General features: G+C 54.6%; 17 protein-coding genes. 16 read left to right on the forward strand and 1 reads right to left on the reverse strand.

Features of this window, described 5'->3' with window-relative positions:
• Nucleotides 1-208 precede the first annotated feature (208 nt).
• From WBP50_RS03045 to radC, 13 genes are all read left to right on the forward strand, one after another.
• Nucleotides 209-1,594, forward strand: coding sequence for a cbb3-type cytochrome c oxidase subunit I (locus tag WBP50_RS03045; protein ID WP_423931589.1), 1,386 nt, complete (start codon nt 209-211; stop codon nt 1,592-1,594).
• A 31-nt stretch (nt 1,595-1,625) separates the two neighbouring features.
• On the forward strand, nt 1,626-2,297 hold the full coding sequence (gene ccoO, locus WBP50_RS03050) for a cytochrome-c oxidase, cbb3-type subunit II (protein ID WP_423931590.1): 672 nt from the start codon (nt 1,626-1,628) through the stop codon (nt 2,295-2,297).
• Nucleotides 2,294-2,440: a cbb3-type cytochrome c oxidase subunit 3 gene (locus WBP50_RS03055; protein WP_423931591.1), complete on the forward strand. Its 147-nt coding sequence runs from the start codon at nt 2,294-2,296 to the stop codon at nt 2,438-2,440. The genes ccoO and WBP50_RS03055 overlap by 4 nt, the downstream gene beginning before the upstream one ends.
• 67 nt (nt 2,441-2,507) lie before the next feature.
• The gene (locus WBP50_RS03060) at nt 2,508-2,969 is read left to right on the forward strand and encodes a c-type cytochrome (protein ID WP_423931592.1); all 462 of its coding nucleotides are present in this window, start codon (nt 2,508-2,510) and stop codon (nt 2,967-2,969) included.
• Nucleotides 2,970-3,026: 57 nt separating this feature from the next.
• Entirely contained in the window at nt 3,027-4,130 is a 1,104-nt protein-coding gene (locus WBP50_RS03065; protein WP_423931593.1) for a 4Fe-4S dicluster domain-containing protein, read from the forward strand.
• Complete coding sequence (locus WBP50_RS03070; RefSeq protein ID WP_423931594.1) at nt 4,127-4,564, forward strand: FixH family protein; 438 nt, start codon at nt 4,127-4,129, stop codon at nt 4,562-4,564. The genes WBP50_RS03065 and WBP50_RS03070 overlap by 4 nt, the downstream gene beginning before the upstream one ends.
• Nucleotides 4,543-4,971 carry a hypothetical protein gene (locus WBP50_RS03075; protein ID WP_423931595.1) on the forward strand — a complete coding sequence of 143 codons (429 nt, stop codon included), beginning with the start codon at nt 4,543-4,545 and terminating at the stop codon, nt 4,969-4,971. Before WBP50_RS03070 ends, WBP50_RS03075 begins: the two co-directional genes overlap by 22 nt.
• Nucleotides 4,958-7,384 carry a heavy metal translocating P-type ATPase gene (locus WBP50_RS03080; RefSeq protein ID WP_423931596.1) on the forward strand — a complete coding sequence of 809 codons (2,427 nt, stop codon included), beginning with the start codon at nt 4,958-4,960 and terminating at the stop codon, nt 7,382-7,384. The genes WBP50_RS03075 and WBP50_RS03080 overlap by 14 nt, the downstream gene beginning before the upstream one ends.
• Nucleotides 7,385-7,387: 3 nt before the next feature.
• On the forward strand, nt 7,388-7,579 hold the full coding sequence (gene ccoS, locus WBP50_RS03085; RefSeq protein ID WP_423931597.1) for a cbb3-type cytochrome oxidase assembly protein CcoS: 192 nt from the start codon (nt 7,388-7,390) through the stop codon (nt 7,577-7,579).
• On the forward strand, nt 7,576-8,259 hold the full coding sequence (locus WBP50_RS03090; RefSeq protein WP_423931598.1) for a sulfite exporter TauE/SafE family protein: 684 nt from the start codon (nt 7,576-7,578) through the stop codon (nt 8,257-8,259). The genes ccoS and WBP50_RS03090 overlap by 4 nt, the downstream gene beginning before the upstream one ends.
• Before the next feature lie 177 nt (nt 8,260-8,436).
• Nucleotides 8,437-9,792: a cytochrome ubiquinol oxidase subunit I gene (locus tag WBP50_RS03095; RefSeq protein ID WP_423931605.1), complete on the forward strand. Its 1,356-nt coding sequence runs from the start codon at nt 8,437-8,439 to the stop codon at nt 9,790-9,792.
• A gap of 19 nt (nt 9,793-9,811) precedes the next feature.
• Nucleotides 9,812-10,825, forward strand: a complete 1,014-nt coding sequence (cydB, locus tag WBP50_RS03100; RefSeq protein WP_423931599.1) for a cytochrome d ubiquinol oxidase subunit II — start codon at nt 9,812-9,814, stop codon at nt 10,823-10,825.
• A 169-nt stretch (nt 10,826-10,994) separates the two neighbouring features.
• Nucleotides 10,995-11,666 (forward strand): RadC family protein, encoded by a 672-nt coding sequence (gene radC, locus WBP50_RS03105; RefSeq protein ID WP_423931600.1) that lies wholly within the window; start codon nt 10,995-10,997, stop codon nt 11,664-11,666.
• A gap of 251 nt (nt 11,667-11,917) precedes the next feature.
• Here radC and WBP50_RS03110 read toward each other — a convergent pair whose 3' ends face one another.
• Nucleotides 11,918-12,187, reverse strand: coding sequence for a cold-shock protein (locus WBP50_RS03110; protein WP_423931601.1), 270 nt, complete (start codon nt 12,185-12,187; stop codon nt 11,918-11,920).
• A 210-nt stretch (nt 12,188-12,397) separates the two neighbouring features.
• On the opposite strand from WBP50_RS03110, the gene WBP50_RS03115 reads away from it, so the two are divergent.
• The 3 genes from WBP50_RS03115 to WBP50_RS03125 all read left to right on the forward strand — a co-directional run.
• Nucleotides 12,398-13,129 carry an SDR family oxidoreductase gene (locus WBP50_RS03115; RefSeq protein WP_423931602.1) on the forward strand — a complete coding sequence of 244 codons (732 nt, stop codon included), beginning with the start codon at nt 12,398-12,400 and terminating at the stop codon, nt 13,127-13,129.
• Between the two features lie 248 nt (nt 13,130-13,377).
• A complete protein-coding gene (locus WBP50_RS03120; protein WP_423931603.1) occupies nt 13,378-13,836 on the forward strand; it encodes a GatB/YqeY domain-containing protein in 459 nt (152 codons plus the stop codon).
• 24 nt (nt 13,837-13,860) lie between these two features.
• The coding region (locus WBP50_RS03125) for a serine--tRNA ligase (RefSeq protein ID WP_423931604.1) at nt 13,861-14,806 on the forward strand (946 nt) is incomplete at its 3' end.

Raw genomic sequence — 14,806 nt, forward strand, 5'->3', positions numbered from 1 at the left:
CAGCCAAAAAAAAGACCGGAATATCAGACAATTCCGGTCTTTTTTTTTGTGAAAAAACCGTACTCAAACCGTTTTTTCTGTTTACATTAATTTTGAAGATACGCTGAATGGCACGCAGCGTCCCCTTGGGTGATCACGTTTCAGTATCCCGCCCTTTTGGATCGTTACGGTGTCCTTTTTGCAGAACATCAATCCGGGAGAACGCCAAATGAGCGAAACAGGATACGAATACAGGGTTGTGCGCGGTTTTGCCTTTTCAGCCCTGTTCTGGCTGATAATCGGTCTTACTGTCGGGCTGTGGATCGCTTTCGAAATGTTCAATCCCGCCCTGAACCTCACTCCCTGGCTGAGTTTCGGCAGGCTCAGGGTCGTGCATACCAACGGCCTCGGGCTCGGGTTCGGGCTTGCCGGAATCTTCGCGACATCCTATTACATTCTGCAGCGGCTCACCAGAACGCCGCTGGCATTTCCAAAACTCGCCCTTGCCCATCTCTACCTTTTCAATACCGCTATCGCCCTTGCCGCACTGAGCCTCTTTATGGGCATGAACACCACGAAAGAGTATGCCGAACTGGAGTGGCCGCTCGACGTAGGCGTGGTGATCCTGTGGGTCATGTACGCAATCAACGTTTTCGGCACGCTCATCAGGCGCAGGGAAAAACAGATGTACATCTCGCTGTGGTACATCATCGCCATGACCGTCACCATCGCCGTACTCTACATCGTCAACAACCTCGCCATACCGGTCACACTCTTCAAGTCCTACAGTATCTATGCCGGAGCTAACGACGCGAATGTCGAGTGGTGGTACGGCCACAACATCGTCGGCTTCATCTTCACCGTTCCGGTGCTTGCCATGTTCTACTATTTCCTGCCGAAAGCCACCGGACTGCCGATCTACAGCCACAGGCTCTCGATCATATCTTTCTGGGCCCTGATTTTCGCCTACCTCTGGACCGGTGCTCACCACCTTATGCTCACCCCTCTGCCTGAGTGGATACAGACCGTAGCAATCGCCTTCAGCATATTCCTGATCGCGCCCTCCTGGGGTTCGGTCGTCAACGGTTACTACACCCTGCAAGGCAACTGGGATCAGATGCGTTCAAACTATCTCGTCAAGTTCTTCATCATCGGCATTACCTTCTACGGCCTGCAGACCCTTCAGGGGCCGCTGCAGGGACTGAGAACCCTCAACGCCTTCTTCCACTACACCGACTGGGTAGTCGGCCACGTCCACATGGGCACCATGGGATGGGTAGCAATGGTGATTTCCGCATCGTTCTACTACATGATCCCGAGGATAACCGGAAATGACCTGCACAGCATCAAGCTCGCCAACGTGCATTTCTGGCTGATTCTCGGAGGCCAGCTCATCTGGACCATAACCATGTGGATAGGCGGCATACAGCAGGGCGCCATGTGGAAAGCCACCAACCCCGACGGATCGCTGATGTACAATTTCCTGGATTCCGTGACGTCGCTCTATCCCTACTACAGGCTCCGTTTCGCAGCGGGCGTCGTGTACTTCATCGGCATCCTGATCTTTGCCTGGAACCTGATCATGACCGTCAGGAAAAAGCCGGTCGAAGCATAGTCAACCACAACCAACAAAAGGAGCTGCAATCATGGGGATCTATTCGAAACCGGTTGTTTTTGCTGTACTGTCGGCAGTGGTGATTCTTATCGGAACCATCGTAACGGTATTCGTTCCGCTCTTCATGCCGTCCACCCAGCCGGTCAGCCCGTATGTGAAACCATATACCGCAGTTGAACTCGAAGGACGCGACCTGTATATGCGCGAAGGGTGCAACAACTGCCACACCCAGACGGTACGGCCTCTCAGAACCGAAGTACTTCGCTACGGCGAGTATTCGAAACCCGAAGAGTTCGCCTACGACCGTCCGTTCCTCTGGGGTTCCCGGCGTACCGGACCCGATCTTAACCGCGTAGGAGGCAAATACCCGGACTCGTGGCACTACCGCCACATGCAGAGCCCACAGGGCATGTTTGAAAAATCCAACATGCCGCCTTACGGATGGCTTGCCTCGAACCGGCTTGATACCGGAAATTCTTTCAAGAAAATATCGGTTCTGGGATACGGCTATTCTGCAGAGGATGTGCGTCAGCAGATCTCCGACTACAAGGCGAAAGTAACCGGTCCCGGATATGACTCGAAAGAGACGCGTGATCAGGTCACCCCAGCAAACCTGCGCGGCGAACTCACCGAAATGGACGCCATGATCGCCTACCTCCAGAAACTTGGCAGGGATGTCAAAAACCTGGAGGCTGCACCGTGAATTTTTCACAGCTGGCATACGTATTCTTCACCCTGGCACTGGCCATCGTCTTTGCCGGAATCATCGTGTACTACTACAATCCGAAAAGAAAAAAAGAGGTCGAGGAACCCAAGCGAAGAATGCTGGACAACGATGACGACTGACGGCAACAAGAGTGGCCGACAACCCTGAAAGCAACCAAACCGCACGTAAAATCAACAGGAGGTTCACATGCACGATACAGGAGAACCCGAAGAGGGGCACAACAGCATCCCGAAGGGATGGCTGCTCTTCTTTTTCGGCGTCATCATTTTTCTGGTCTGGTACATCGTTTCCTTCACGCCGGCAATTTCCGGATGGTCGTTCTACAAGGGATTTGAGGAGGAGATGGCAAAAGCCGCTCCCGCAGCATCGGAAAGTGCAGCGAACCCCGGCATGTACAGCGGCCAACCTGCCGCCATCGCCGAAGGCAAGACTATTTACGCCGAGAACTGCGCCGCATGTCACAATGCAGACGCAACCGGCGGTATCGGGCCGAACCTCACGGTATCGCTGAAATACGGATCAACCGCTCAGGATATCTATGACTCGGTGTCCAACGGCAGGCCGAACGGCATGCCACCATTCATGCAGCAGCTTGGAAAAGACAGGATATACAAGATTGTAGCCTTTCTGGAAAGCATGAAGAAATAGGGCTTGCCGGCAGGAAATGATACGGCAAGAGAGCAGCAATACAAACATCAGTGGCCTGTGTGGAAAAAATACAGAAGAACGGTTGAACTCCTGCAGGCCCTGCTCATAACAGGGCTTCCATTTCTCAGCATTAACGGCCAGAGCGCGCTGCGTTTCGATATCGGCAAACTCAAACTCTACTTCTTCGGTTCGGTCATCTGGATACGGGAATTCTACCTGCTCCTTGCCGTAATCCTCTTCATGCTGCTTCTCGTTACCTTCGTAACGGCAGTATTCGGACGTATCTGGTGCGGATGGCTCTGCCCGCAGACCGTGCTGCTCGATCTCTCGGAAAGCCTTGCCGACCGGTTCGGTCTGAAAAACAGGAAAACCGTAAGGAACATCCTGCTGCTCCCCCTCTCTGCCCTTGTTTCGCTTACGATGATCTGGTATTTCGTGCCTCCCCCGGAAACGATGAAGGGGCTTTTCGTCTCCCTGCCGATTACCGCTTTTTTTCTTGTCCTCTGGGTGCTGGTTTACCTTGAACTTGCCTTTCTCGGCAGGAAATTCTGCATGTCGATCTGCCCTTACGCCATGATGCAGAACGCGCTTTTCGACAAGGATACCCTCGTGATCGAGTACGACCGGTCGCGTGACGATACCTGCATGAAATGCGACTCGTGCGTCAAGGTCTGCCCGGTTGGCATCGACATCAAGGAGGGACTCAGCTCGAGGTGCATTGCATGCGCCGAGTGCATCGACGCATGCAGCGCCAAAAGCGAGCCCAGGGGACTCGCGCCGTTCCCGAACTACAAGGGGTGCATATTGAGAGCGAAAACCTTCTGGATGGGAGGCATTACCGCAGCGTCCGGCCTGCTGCTGATCCTTATCATAACCTTGCGCCCCCCGGTGGATTTTCTCATCACCCGTGACCAGGAATCGCTTCCGGAAGGTCTGAACCGCTACTCCTGGACGGTCTACAACAACAGTGGAAAAATGCTCGACCTTGAACTTTCAGCAGATCCTGACGTTACCGTAATAGGAAAACACACCGTGAGGCTCAAGCCGTTTGAAGTCATGCGCGGCAAGATCTTGCTTAAAGCTTCGGAACGCGTTCAAAAGGTACGGTTCACGCTCAGCGGCAGCGGCATATCAATCCGGAAAGATGCGGGTTTTCTATGAAACTCTTTCTCATCGCACTCTACAGCCTTTTTCTGGTTGCCATGGCAAGCGGCATCACCATCGCCTACCGACAGGCCGAGGGGCTTGTCGAGCCAAACTACTATGAAAAGGCCAGCGCTTACTTCAGCACAAAATCCGCCGAGTCGTCGAGCGGACTCTCCGTCATCCTGCCGGACTCCCTTCAAAAAGGCAGCAACGACATACTGGTTTCGATCTCAACCCACGGCAAGCCTCTCCGGAATGCCGTGGTGACATTCTTTGTAGGAAACCTCTCGAAAAAAACATACGACCGAACCGTTCCGATGAAAGAGACTGAGCCGGGCAACTACCGGACAACGGCAGTAATCCCTTTCGAAGGCGTATGGCTTGCCCGGGTGGATATCCAGAAACAGCAACTGCAAACATCGAAAAAATGGTTTATAGAACTCAACTGAAACGCGCCGGAGCCGCTCTTGCCATACTGTTCTTCTGCTCGGCATGGATGCTCCCCGCCGAACAGAAGCCGGACTGCGACATCCATGGCGGAGCGTGCTCGAAAACCGCCGGAAACACCACCGTCACCCTCGAAATCAGTCCGCGTCCGGTACGGCACATGCAGGAACTGCTCTTCAGCGTCACGGTAAAGCCCTGTTCGTCACTACCCGATACGCTTCTGCTCGACCTCTCCATGCCGGGTATGGAGATGGGAAAAAACCAGGTCACACTCGTCAGAAAAAGCAACTGCCTCTATCAGGGAAAAGGGCTGATCGTCAAATGCATGAGTGGGAGAAAGCTCTGGAAAGCCACCGTGCTTTCCGAAAAAATGAACAATCCTGCGTTCACTTTTGATGTCAGGGACTGAACCGGCCGCCACCATAGTCCGTTGTGAGCACTGCCTGCGGGAAGTACCGCTGGCACAGGCTGTACACTCGAGGATCGACGGTTCGGTAAAGTATTTCTGTTGCCATGGCTGTCTGGGGGTTTACGATCTTATACACAACGCATCGCTCGATGCGTTCTACGAGCAGCGCTGCCAGTGGCTGCCCGGAGTTCCAGCCTTCGAAAAAACAGATCCCCGGGCGTTCATCTCCACCATCGTAAAAACAGCGAACGGCAGCCGCATCGACCTGCAGCTTTCCGGAATACGGTGCGCCTCATGCGTCTGGCTGATTGAAAAATACCTCTCGAAGCTCGAAGGAATAGGCTCGGTCAGAGTGAACTATGCAACGAACAGGGCCGCCATCGACTGGAATCCCGAAGTGACCTGCCTTGACACCATTCTCGAAACGCTCCACTCTCTCGGTTATACCGCCAGGCCCCTGCGAAGCGGCGGCACAACGGAAAGTCTGGCCAGGGAAAAGCAGGAGTTGCTGCTGCGGTTCGGAACAGCGGGGTTCTTCTCCATGCAGCTCATGCTGATCGTGGCCGCACTGTATGCGGGATTTTTTCAGGGTATCGGAAACGAGTACCGGCTTGCATTCCAGTTGATCTCCTGGGCCCTGGCAACTCCGGTAGTGCTCTATTCCGGTTACCCGTTCCTTGCAGGAGCGGTTCGCTCGATCCGTTCGCTGAACCCGAACATGGATCTGCTCGTGGCGCTTGGCGCGCTCTCGGCCTACCTGTACAGCATCGCCATGATCCCGCTCGGTGGAGAGGTATTCTTCGATACCTCCGCCATGATCATCACCTTCATCCTGCTCGGAAGGTTCATCGAGGCAGGTTCGCGCCTCAAGGCAGGCAATGCCATCGTCGCACTTGCCGGGCTGCAGCCACAGGAGGCTTTGCTGGTGAGGGAAAACAGGCAACGGGAGATGGTTTCGCTCGATCAGGTACCGCCCGGAAGCATCATCGAAATAATCCCTGGAGCGAAGATTCCGCTTGACGGCACCGTCATCGAGGGAGAAGCGGAAATCAACGAGTCGATGCTGACAGGAGAGTCACTTCCGGTCATGAAAACACCAGGAAGCAGCATTTTTGCCGGCACGGTTAACGGCAACGGACGGCTGCTTGCCCGCGTCAGCGGAAATGCGGGAGCAACGCTTCTCGCCGGTATCATCAAAACCGTCGAAGAGGCCCAGTCGCGCAAAGCACCCGTGCAGCAGCTTGCCGACAGGGTTGCAGGATACTTTGTCCCGGCTATCCTGCTGCTGGCGCTGTTGACGTTCCTCTTCCGGATCAGCAGCGGCAGCACTACCGTCACCGCACTCATGAACGCCGTTTCGGTTCTCGTGATCGCCTGCCCCTGTGCGCTTGGCCTCGCCACCCCCCTGGCCATTCTCGTGGGATCGACCGCTGCGGGAAAAGAGGGCGTACTCATCAAGGGTGGGGATATCTTCGAAACCGTCTCGAAAACCACCACCGTGGTATTCGACAAAACCGGCACCATCACCCGGGGCAAACCCTCGATTACCGACATCGTGGATTTCGGCACCACTCCGGACCTGCTCCGGCACGCCGCATCGCTGGAATCGGCTTCGGAACATCCGGCAGGAAAAGCCATAGCTGCCGGCTGGAACGGGGAACTGCTTTCTGTGGAAGCATTCCGGGCGTTTCCTGGCCAGGGAGTTTCCGGCACCCTGCAGAATCAAGCATGGCTGGCCGGATCGCCTGCCTTCATGCGGCAAAACCAGGTGGAACTCACCCCGGAACAGCACGCACAAGCAAAACAACTCGAGGACGAAGGAAAAACCGTGGTCATACTCGCTACCGGGACCAAACCTGCAGGCATGATCAGCCTTATCGACGAGATACGGGACGACCTTCCGGATCTGCTCTCGGCACTGAAGCGCCGGGGAATGAAGATCATGATGCTGACCGGCGACAACCCCGGAGTGGCGGCCCGGATCGCCACCCGGTGCGGTATAACCGACATGCAGGCCGGACTGTCGCCTGCCGGAAAGGCTGCGGTCATCGAAAAGCTCAGGACGGCGGGAGAAACCGTCATGATGGTTGGCGACGGCATCAACGACGCGCCGGCACTTACCGCAGCAGATACAGGGGTTACACTGGGCAGCGCTACCGGCATCGCACTTGAAAGTGCGGGAGTCGCCGTACTCACCGACAGGCTGCTCCTCGTCGATACTCTTATAGAACACTCAAAACGCTGTTTCTCGGTCATTCGCCAGAACCTCGCCTGGGCGTTTCTCTACAATCTTGCCGCCGTGCCTTTTGCTGTATCAGGCATGCTTCACCCTATCGTTGCCGCGCTGCTCATGGCGTCGAGCTCGCTCATCGTGGTCGGCAATTCGCTGCGGCTGCAGAAAACCCATACTTGACACATGGACAGCATCTTCTACCTCATCATCATCGGGTTCATCTTCGGAACGGCTGCATGGCTGCTCTTCATCTGGGCGGTCCGCAGCGGGCAGTTCGACGATCCCGAAGCGCCTAAATACCGAATGCTCGACGACGATGACGAACAGTTGAACCAGCCAGCAGCAGATAAAACCCGAAAATCCGCCAAACGATGAGCGCTCTTGCCAATACCGCAATCACCATGTTCATCACCGGACTTACCGGAGGATTCGGCCACTGCATCAGCATGTGCGGTCCCGTCGTGGCAGCCTATTCACTGGGAGAGAACCGCAAAGGCATGATGCACCATCTGCTTTACAACGCAGGAAGAATAACCACCTACACCGTTCTCGGCGCCGCCGTAGGCCTCTCCGGCTCATTCCTCCTCCTGACCGCATCCATCGAGCGGTTCCAGACCGCCATCTTGGTACTTGCCGGCCTCTCGATTATCCTGATGGGACTTGCCACACTCGATATTCTGCCTGCAGGCAAGGCCATCAGCAGCTGTTCATGGATCATGCCCCGCATCGGAAAGCTCATGAACCTTTTCAGGGGCTCCCGTTCTATCGGTGCCTATTACCCCATGGGAGTATTGCTCGGCTTCCTGCCCTGCGGCCTTACCTACACGGCACTGCTAACGGCTGCCCGCACAGCCATGGAGGCAGAGAATCACGCTGCGGGATTGCTCGGGGGAGGTCTCATCATGCTCTGCTTCGGTCTTGGCACCGTACCATCCCTGCTGGTTGTCGGCAAGGCCATACACCTCTTCAGTGAAAAGTCCCGCAGAGTCCTCTATCGCATTGCCGGCGTCATCATGATCCTCACCGGGATATACTTCACCCTGTCGGCATTCTGAAGCTCGATCCTGCTGCATGAAAGAAGGGACACCCTGCAACGATCCCGGAAAAAACATTCCGCTCATTTGGATCGCAATAAAAAAAGACTATTTTAGACCTGTTTTATAATGGAGCAGCATTTCATTATAATGAATACTGTTACCATACCTCATGTAACTATTGCCAAGGAGATCCTTATGGACACGCTCTTTCTGGCTCGGCTTCAGTTCGCCTTCACTTCCGTCTTTCACTTCTTTTTCGTTCCGCTAACCCTCGGCCTTTCCATTTTTACGGCAATCATGGAAACCGCCTGGGTGAGAACCGGTAACGAGAAGTACAGGAAGCTGACGCAATTCTGGGGCAAGCTCTTCCTCATCAACTTTGCTGTCGGCGTGGTGACCGGCATCGTCATGGAGTTTCAGTTCGGCATGAACTGGTCCGAGTACTCTCGTTTCGTCGGCGACATCTTCGGCGTTCCGCTCGCCATAGAAGCGCTGCTCGCCTTTTTCCTTGAATCGGTTTTTCTCGGCATCTGGGTCTTCGGCTGGGACAGGCTCCCCAAAGCCCTGCATGCAGCCTCGATCTGGCTGGTCGCTATCGGTTCGAACCTTTCAGCCCTGTGGATTCTCGTTGCGAACTCCTTCATGCAGTCGCCGGTCGGCTACAAAATGGCCACAGACGGATCGAGAGCGGAAATGACCGACTTTGCGGCACTGCTCTTTAACCCCTATGTCTGGAAGCAGTTCCCCCATGTGCTGGCCGGTGGCCTTGTTACCGGAGGATTTCTGGTCATCGCCGTCAGCTCGTGGCACCTCGTCAAAGGCTCGAAGGATCGCAGTGCATTTGAAACCTCGATGAAATTCGGTGCCGTCTACGCATTTATAGGTACCATTCTGGTCACCCTGGCCGGCCACACCCAGATGCAGGACCTTATCGAATCGCAGCCTATGAAAGTCGCTGCTGCAGAAGCACTTTGGGAAACAGAGAATCCGGCCAGCTTCTCGCTCTTCACGGTCGGCAATGAAAAAGAGCTGAAAGACGTTTTCGCCATACGCATTCCCGGTATGCTCTCCTTCCTTGCCTACAACTCGTTCGAAGGCGAAGTGAAAGGCATCAAGGATCTGCAGAAGGAGTATGAACTCAAATACGGGCGAGGCAACTACATCCCCTCCATAATCACGGCATACTGGAGCTTCCGGTTCATGGTCGGTGCGGGAACGCTGATGCTCCTGGTTTCGATCGTTGCTCTCTACAAGGTGATGCGGGAGAGCTACACCTTCTCTCCGCTGCTCGGAGCGATCATGTTCTGGTCCTTCCTGTTGCCCTATATTGCAAACTCGGCAGGGTGGATTCTGGCCGAAATGGGCCGCCAGCCATGGATCGTCTTCGGCCTTCTGAAAACCGAGGATGCCGTCTCTCCTGCATCGGTAGTCAGCAGTGGAGAGTTGCTTCTCTCGATAGCAGCATTCTTCATCATTTACGGACTGCTTACGATCGTCGATGTGTTCCTTTTGAAAAAATATGCCGCAGCAGGCCTGGAAGCTGCCCAGTAAACCCTGAAGGAGAACAACTATGGATCTGCAAACAATCTGGTTCATCCTGGTTACCGTGCTCTTTACCGGATTCTTCGTTCTCGAAGGGTTCGATTTCGGAGTCGGCATCCTGCATCCGTTCATGAGTTCCGACGACCGTGAACGGCGCGCCGTCATCAACACTATCGGACCGTTCTGGGACGGCAACGAAGTCTGGCTCATCACTGCCGGTGGAGCGATGTTCGCGGCTTTTCCCGAATGGTATGCCACGCTTTTCAGCGGGTTCTACCCTGCCCTGCTCCTCATGCTCGTCGCACTGATCATGCGCGGAGTCGCATTCGAGTTCCGCAGCAAGCACGACAACCCCGCCTGGCGCAGTTTCTGGGACTGGAGCATCTTCGCTGGCAGCGCCATTCCCGCCCTTCTGTGGGGAGTCGCACTGGCGAACTTCATCCGAGGCGTACCGATCGACCAGTCGATGAACTATGCCGGCGGATTTTTCAACCTGCTCAATCCCTATGCCCTGGTCTGCGGACTTGCATCCCTCTGCATCTTCACCCTGCACGGAGCGGTATTCCTTACCCTGAAAACCACCGGCATCCTTCGGGAACGGGCCATGAACCTTGCCAAAAAGGTGTGGGCTCCGGCAACACTGCTCTCCCTTGCATTTACGATTTATACCTTCATTGAAACCGACCTGTTCCGGAGACTTGGACTGAACCCCGGCATCATCCCGGTATTCAGCGTACTCGCGCTGCTCTCGGTGATCGTGCTGCTCAGGAGGAACGCTTCCGGATGGGCGTTCGTCATGACCGCCGTAGCCATCGCGTTCTCGACCGTCACGATCTTTATGGGCCTCTTCCCCAGAGTACTCGTTTCGAGCCTCAACCCCGAATGGAGCCTCACCATTTACAACAGCTCCTCCTCGGACTATACGCTCGGGATCATGACCATCGTGGCAGCCATCTTCGTCCCGATCGTCCTCGTCTATCAGGGATGGAGCTACTGGGTCTTCCGCCAGCGCGTAACACCGGACTCCGAACTCGAGTACTGAGTGCCCTGATTGACCCGTCATCCTGCGCCCCGGAACATAACGGGGTGCACTCATTTCGAGGGTCTTTTTCTCCCGGAGATCCGTAAAAAAAGAGCAATATTTTTATTATGTTTCCCTTCAGGGCACACACCATGCCACCGATTGCCTGCCAATTCACCACTCGCCTGCCATGCGCATTCACGATCTCGATCCCGAAAGCCGACCCAGGGAAAGATTTCTCAGATACGGAGCTTCGTCGCTCAACCCCTCGGAACTGCTGGCGATCGTCCTGCGATCCGGTTCGAAAAATCTCAACATCGTCGATACCTGTAATGAGCTCATCGCCGTTTACGGCCTCGAACAGCTTGCCGATGCCCCGCTCTCTGATCTGCAGAAAATCCGGGGTATCGGCCAGGCAAAAGCCATGCAGATCGCGGCGGTATTCGAACTCAACAAGCGGGTTCATTTCAGGAAAAACAGCAACAGAAAAATCCAGTCCGCAAAAGATGTTTTCGAATACATGACCGGACGAATTCCAGACGAGACAAAAGAGCACCTTTTCGTACTGCACCTCAACACCAAAAACCGGATCATCCGGCACGAGATCGTTTCGGTAGGCACCCTGAACGCATCCCTTATCCACCCCAGGGAGGTATTCAAGTCCGCCATCCGCGAGAGCGCTCACGCCATCATTCTCGTCCATAACCATCCATCCGGCGATATCGAACCGAGCAGCGCAGACCGGCAGGTCACGGGAATTCTCAAACAGGCAGGGGCCATTCTGCAGATAGAGCTGCTCGACCATGTCATTGTGGGAAAAGAGAACTGGTTCAGTTTCAGGGAGCATGGCATGCTGAACTGAAGGAAGAGGAACCTTCGGACAGCGACAAAAAGCGGGCATCGCGACCGGGAAAACAAAAAAAACACCCCCCACACCGCTCACCGGAAGCGAACGGCACGATACAGGGATTCGACAGCGTAACCAACGACTTGAAAAGTCATCAGGAGTACCCTTGAGCTGTATGAAACTACAGCCAGAAACCCGTCAGGTAAAAAAAGAAGCGGTAAAAACAAAACCCGGCAGCGGAGGAGATGCACTGCCCGGCCTGCTGATCAGGAAACGGTTTCAACCGACAGCTGACTGCCCGATTGAGTTGCATCCTCTTCAGTCTTCACTCCAAGTTCCCGGACGTTTTTTGCCTGATAGCCCTTCTGGGTTTTTTCAAGCTCAAACTCGACCTCTGCATCCTGATTCAACACCTTGAAGGTCTGTTCGGAAACAATAGCGGAAAAATGAACAAAAACATCTTCCCCGCCCATCGGATTCAAAATAAATCCGTACCCTTTTTTACCGTCGAACCATTTGACTTTACTTCTTTCCATGATAAATTCGGGGCTTTATCATTAACTGTTCAGCAAGTGTAAATTGCTGCTTGTCTATGCTGCAATATAGGCATTTCCCCTCCTTTTATGCTCTTTTATTTCACTTTTTGGAACATAAACACCCTAATAATACACTTTAAAACCATACAGAAACAAAAAAGAACATACCTTCGTTACGGTGAACAGCTCAAAAAAAACCGGACTAACATAATGAAAACCATCATCCTTATCACCGGTGCCGGCAAAGGTATCGGAAAAGCAATCGCGCTCGAGTTCGCCAGACACACCATCAAAAACCCGGAATTCAGGCCGCTGCTGCTCCTTTCCTCGCGCACCAGCGCCGATCTGGAAACCGCCGCAGGGGAGTGCAGGACGCTGGGCGCTGAAGCCCTGGTCATGCAGGCCGACATTTCCGATACAGCCCAGGCGACAGGGCTTGCCGAAACCGTAATCGACCGGTACGGACGGATCGACTGCCTCGTCAACAATGCCGGGGTCGGGCGATTCAAACCGTTCTGCGAGCTTACCGAAGAGGATTTCGACTACACCGTTGCAACCAATCTGAAAGGCACATTTTTTCTCACCCAGAAGCTTTTTCCCGTTATGGAAAAACAGGGAAAGGGGCATATTTTTTTCATCACCTCCGTCGCCGCTGAAAAGGCCTTTAAAACATCTTCCGTTTACAGCATGACGAAATTCGCCCAGAAAGGGCTGGTCGAGGCGCTCCGTCTCTATGCCAGAGAGTGCGGTGTGCGCATCACCAACGTCATGCCCGGAGCGGTCCACACGCCAATGTGGGGAGAGGTCTCCGACACAATGAAAGCCATGATGATGATGCCCGAGGACATCGCAGAAGCGGTTGCCGGCGCCTATTTTCTTCCGCAAAGAGCGTCGGTGGAGGAGCTGGTTATCCGTCCTGTCGCAGGAGATATCAACGAATGAAACAGAGGAGACGCCTCTTTTTTTTGCGTGAGCGGTTTAAATGCAAACCGGACGGAACGTGAAAACCGGAGCCACGAAAGCTTTCGGGATGAGGGTTTCGATCCCGACTTTTCGGAAGAACGAGTCAATCTGATCGCGGAACAAAAAAAACGGAGGCACCCCAAGAAAAAGCAGTTGTGGGAAAGCAGCTGTTTTTGCCTTATTTTCCGATACTTCTTTGCAAACACACTATCGTATCGAGCCGACTTATGAGTTTAAAGGAAAAAATAGATGCGGACCTTAAAGAGTCCCTGAAAAGCGGAAAAAAAACCCGCCTCAATGCCATCCGCTCCATTCGCGCAGCCCTGCTTGAAAAAGAGGTCTCCATCCGGGTAGGAGGCTCCGCCTCGCTCTCCGAAGAACAGGAAACCGAAGTGCTGGTCAGCCTGGCAAAAAAACGCCGCGACGCCATCGAGCAGTTTACCGCCGGAAATCGTCCCGATCTTGCCGAAACGGAACAGTCCGAACTGCTCGTTATCGAGGAGTACCTGCCCGAACCGGTCTCCGATGACGAGATCACCGCTACCGTACAGGCTATTATTGCCAGAACCGGCGCATCATCCATGAAGGACATGGGGCGGGTGATGGGCGAAGCCATGAAAGCCCTCAAAGGAAAAGCCGATGGAGGCAAAGTCCAGCAGATCGTCAAATCGCTGCTTCCGGCATAACCCGTTTTTACACCTACAACCATTATGCTTGACATAAATTACATCCGCCAGAGTTCCGATGAGGTCGTGGCCATGCTCAGGGCTCGCCAGCTCGAAAGCGAGATCCCCAGGGTTGCCGAGCTGCTCGATCTCGACCGGCAGCGCCGCGAACTGGTGCAGCAGACCGACGATATGAAAGCCCTGCGCAACAGGGTTTCCCGCGAGGTTGCCGATATGAAGAAATCCGGCAGCGGTCCGGCGGACGAGCTTATCGGAAAGATGAAGTCGGTCGCCGAAGACATTTCGGCATGCGACACCATGCTGAAAACTATCGAAGCGGCAATCGAGGATATCCTGCTCGCACTGCCCAACAGGCTGCACCAATCGGTACCCGAAGGGAGAAATGCGGGACAGAACATCGTCTGCAAACCTGCTGTCGCGTTCGATTACCAGCTCGATTTCGTCCTGAAAAACCACCTCGAACTCGGTAAATCACTCGGCATCCTCGACTTCGAAAGGGGGGCAAAGGTCGGAGGCGCCGGCTTCCCGGTCTATACCGGAAAGGGTGCACGGCTGGAACGCTCGCTCATCAACTTCATGCTCGACACGCACACCTCCCGTCACGGATATACGGAAATCTTTCCGCCCTTTCTGGTCAACCGCGAATCGCTCAGGGGTACAGGACAGTGGCCGAAATTCGCCGACCAGGTCTACACCATCGAGGAGGACGGGCTTTACGCCATTCCGACCGCAGAGGTCCCGGTAACCAACCTGCACCGCGGAGAGATGCTTGAAGCCGCAGACCTGCCGGTAGCCTATGCTGCCTACTCGGCCTGCTTCAGAAGGGAGGCGGGAAGCTACGGGAAAGACACCCGGGGGTTTCTGCGGGTCCACCAGTTCAACAAGGTCGAAATGGTCCGCTTCACCCGGCCCGAAGCATCCTATGAAGCGCTCGAAGCCATCCTCGGGCATGCGGAAGCGATTCTGCAGG

It is taken from the genome of Chlorobium sp., assembly GCF_049593655.1.
Classification (GTDB): Bacteria; Bacteroidota; Chlorobiia; order Chlorobiales; family Chlorobiaceae; genus Chlorobium.

Coding starts and splice junctions, on each gene's coding strand:
- cydB (WP_423931599.1), top strand. CDS start 9,812: ATGGATCTGCAAACAATCTGGTTCATCCTGGTTACCGTGCTCTTTACC.
- WBP50_RS03110 (WP_423931601.1), bottom strand. CDS start 12,187: ATGGAAAGAAGTAAAGTCAAATGGTTCGACGGTAAAAAAGGGTACGGA.
- radC (WP_423931600.1), top strand. CDS start 10,995: ATGCGCATTCACGATCTCGATCCCGAAAGCCGACCCAGGGAAAGATTT.
- WBP50_RS03075 (WP_423931595.1), top strand. CDS start 4,543: ATGGTTTATAGAACTCAACTGAAACGCGCCGGAGCCGCTCTTGCCATA.
- WBP50_RS03060 (WP_423931592.1), top strand. CDS start 2,508: ATGCACGATACAGGAGAACCCGAAGAGGGGCACAACAGCATCCCGAAG.
- WBP50_RS03045 (WP_423931589.1), top strand. CDS start 209: ATGAGCGAAACAGGATACGAATACAGGGTTGTGCGCGGTTTTGCCTTT.
- WBP50_RS03115 (WP_423931602.1), top strand. CDS start 12,398: ATGAAAACCATCATCCTTATCACCGGTGCCGGCAAAGGTATCGGAAAA.
- WBP50_RS03090 (WP_423931598.1), top strand. CDS start 7,576: ATGAGCGCTCTTGCCAATACCGCAATCACCATGTTCATCACCGGACTT.
- ccoO (WP_423931590.1), top strand. CDS start 1,626: ATGGGGATCTATTCGAAACCGGTTGTTTTTGCTGTACTGTCGGCAGTG.
- WBP50_RS03080 (WP_423931596.1), top strand. CDS start 4,958: ATGTCAGGGACTGAACCGGCCGCCACCATAGTCCGTTGTGAGCACTGC.
- WBP50_RS03120 (WP_423931603.1), top strand. CDS start 13,378: ATGAGTTTAAAGGAAAAAATAGATGCGGACCTTAAAGAGTCCCTGAAA.
- WBP50_RS03070 (WP_423931594.1), top strand. CDS start 4,127: ATGAAACTCTTTCTCATCGCACTCTACAGCCTTTTTCTGGTTGCCATG.
- WBP50_RS03095 (WP_423931605.1), top strand. CDS start 8,437: ATGGACACGCTCTTTCTGGCTCGGCTTCAGTTCGCCTTCACTTCCGTC.
- ccoS (WP_423931597.1), top strand. CDS start 7,388: ATGGACAGCATCTTCTACCTCATCATCATCGGGTTCATCTTCGGAACG.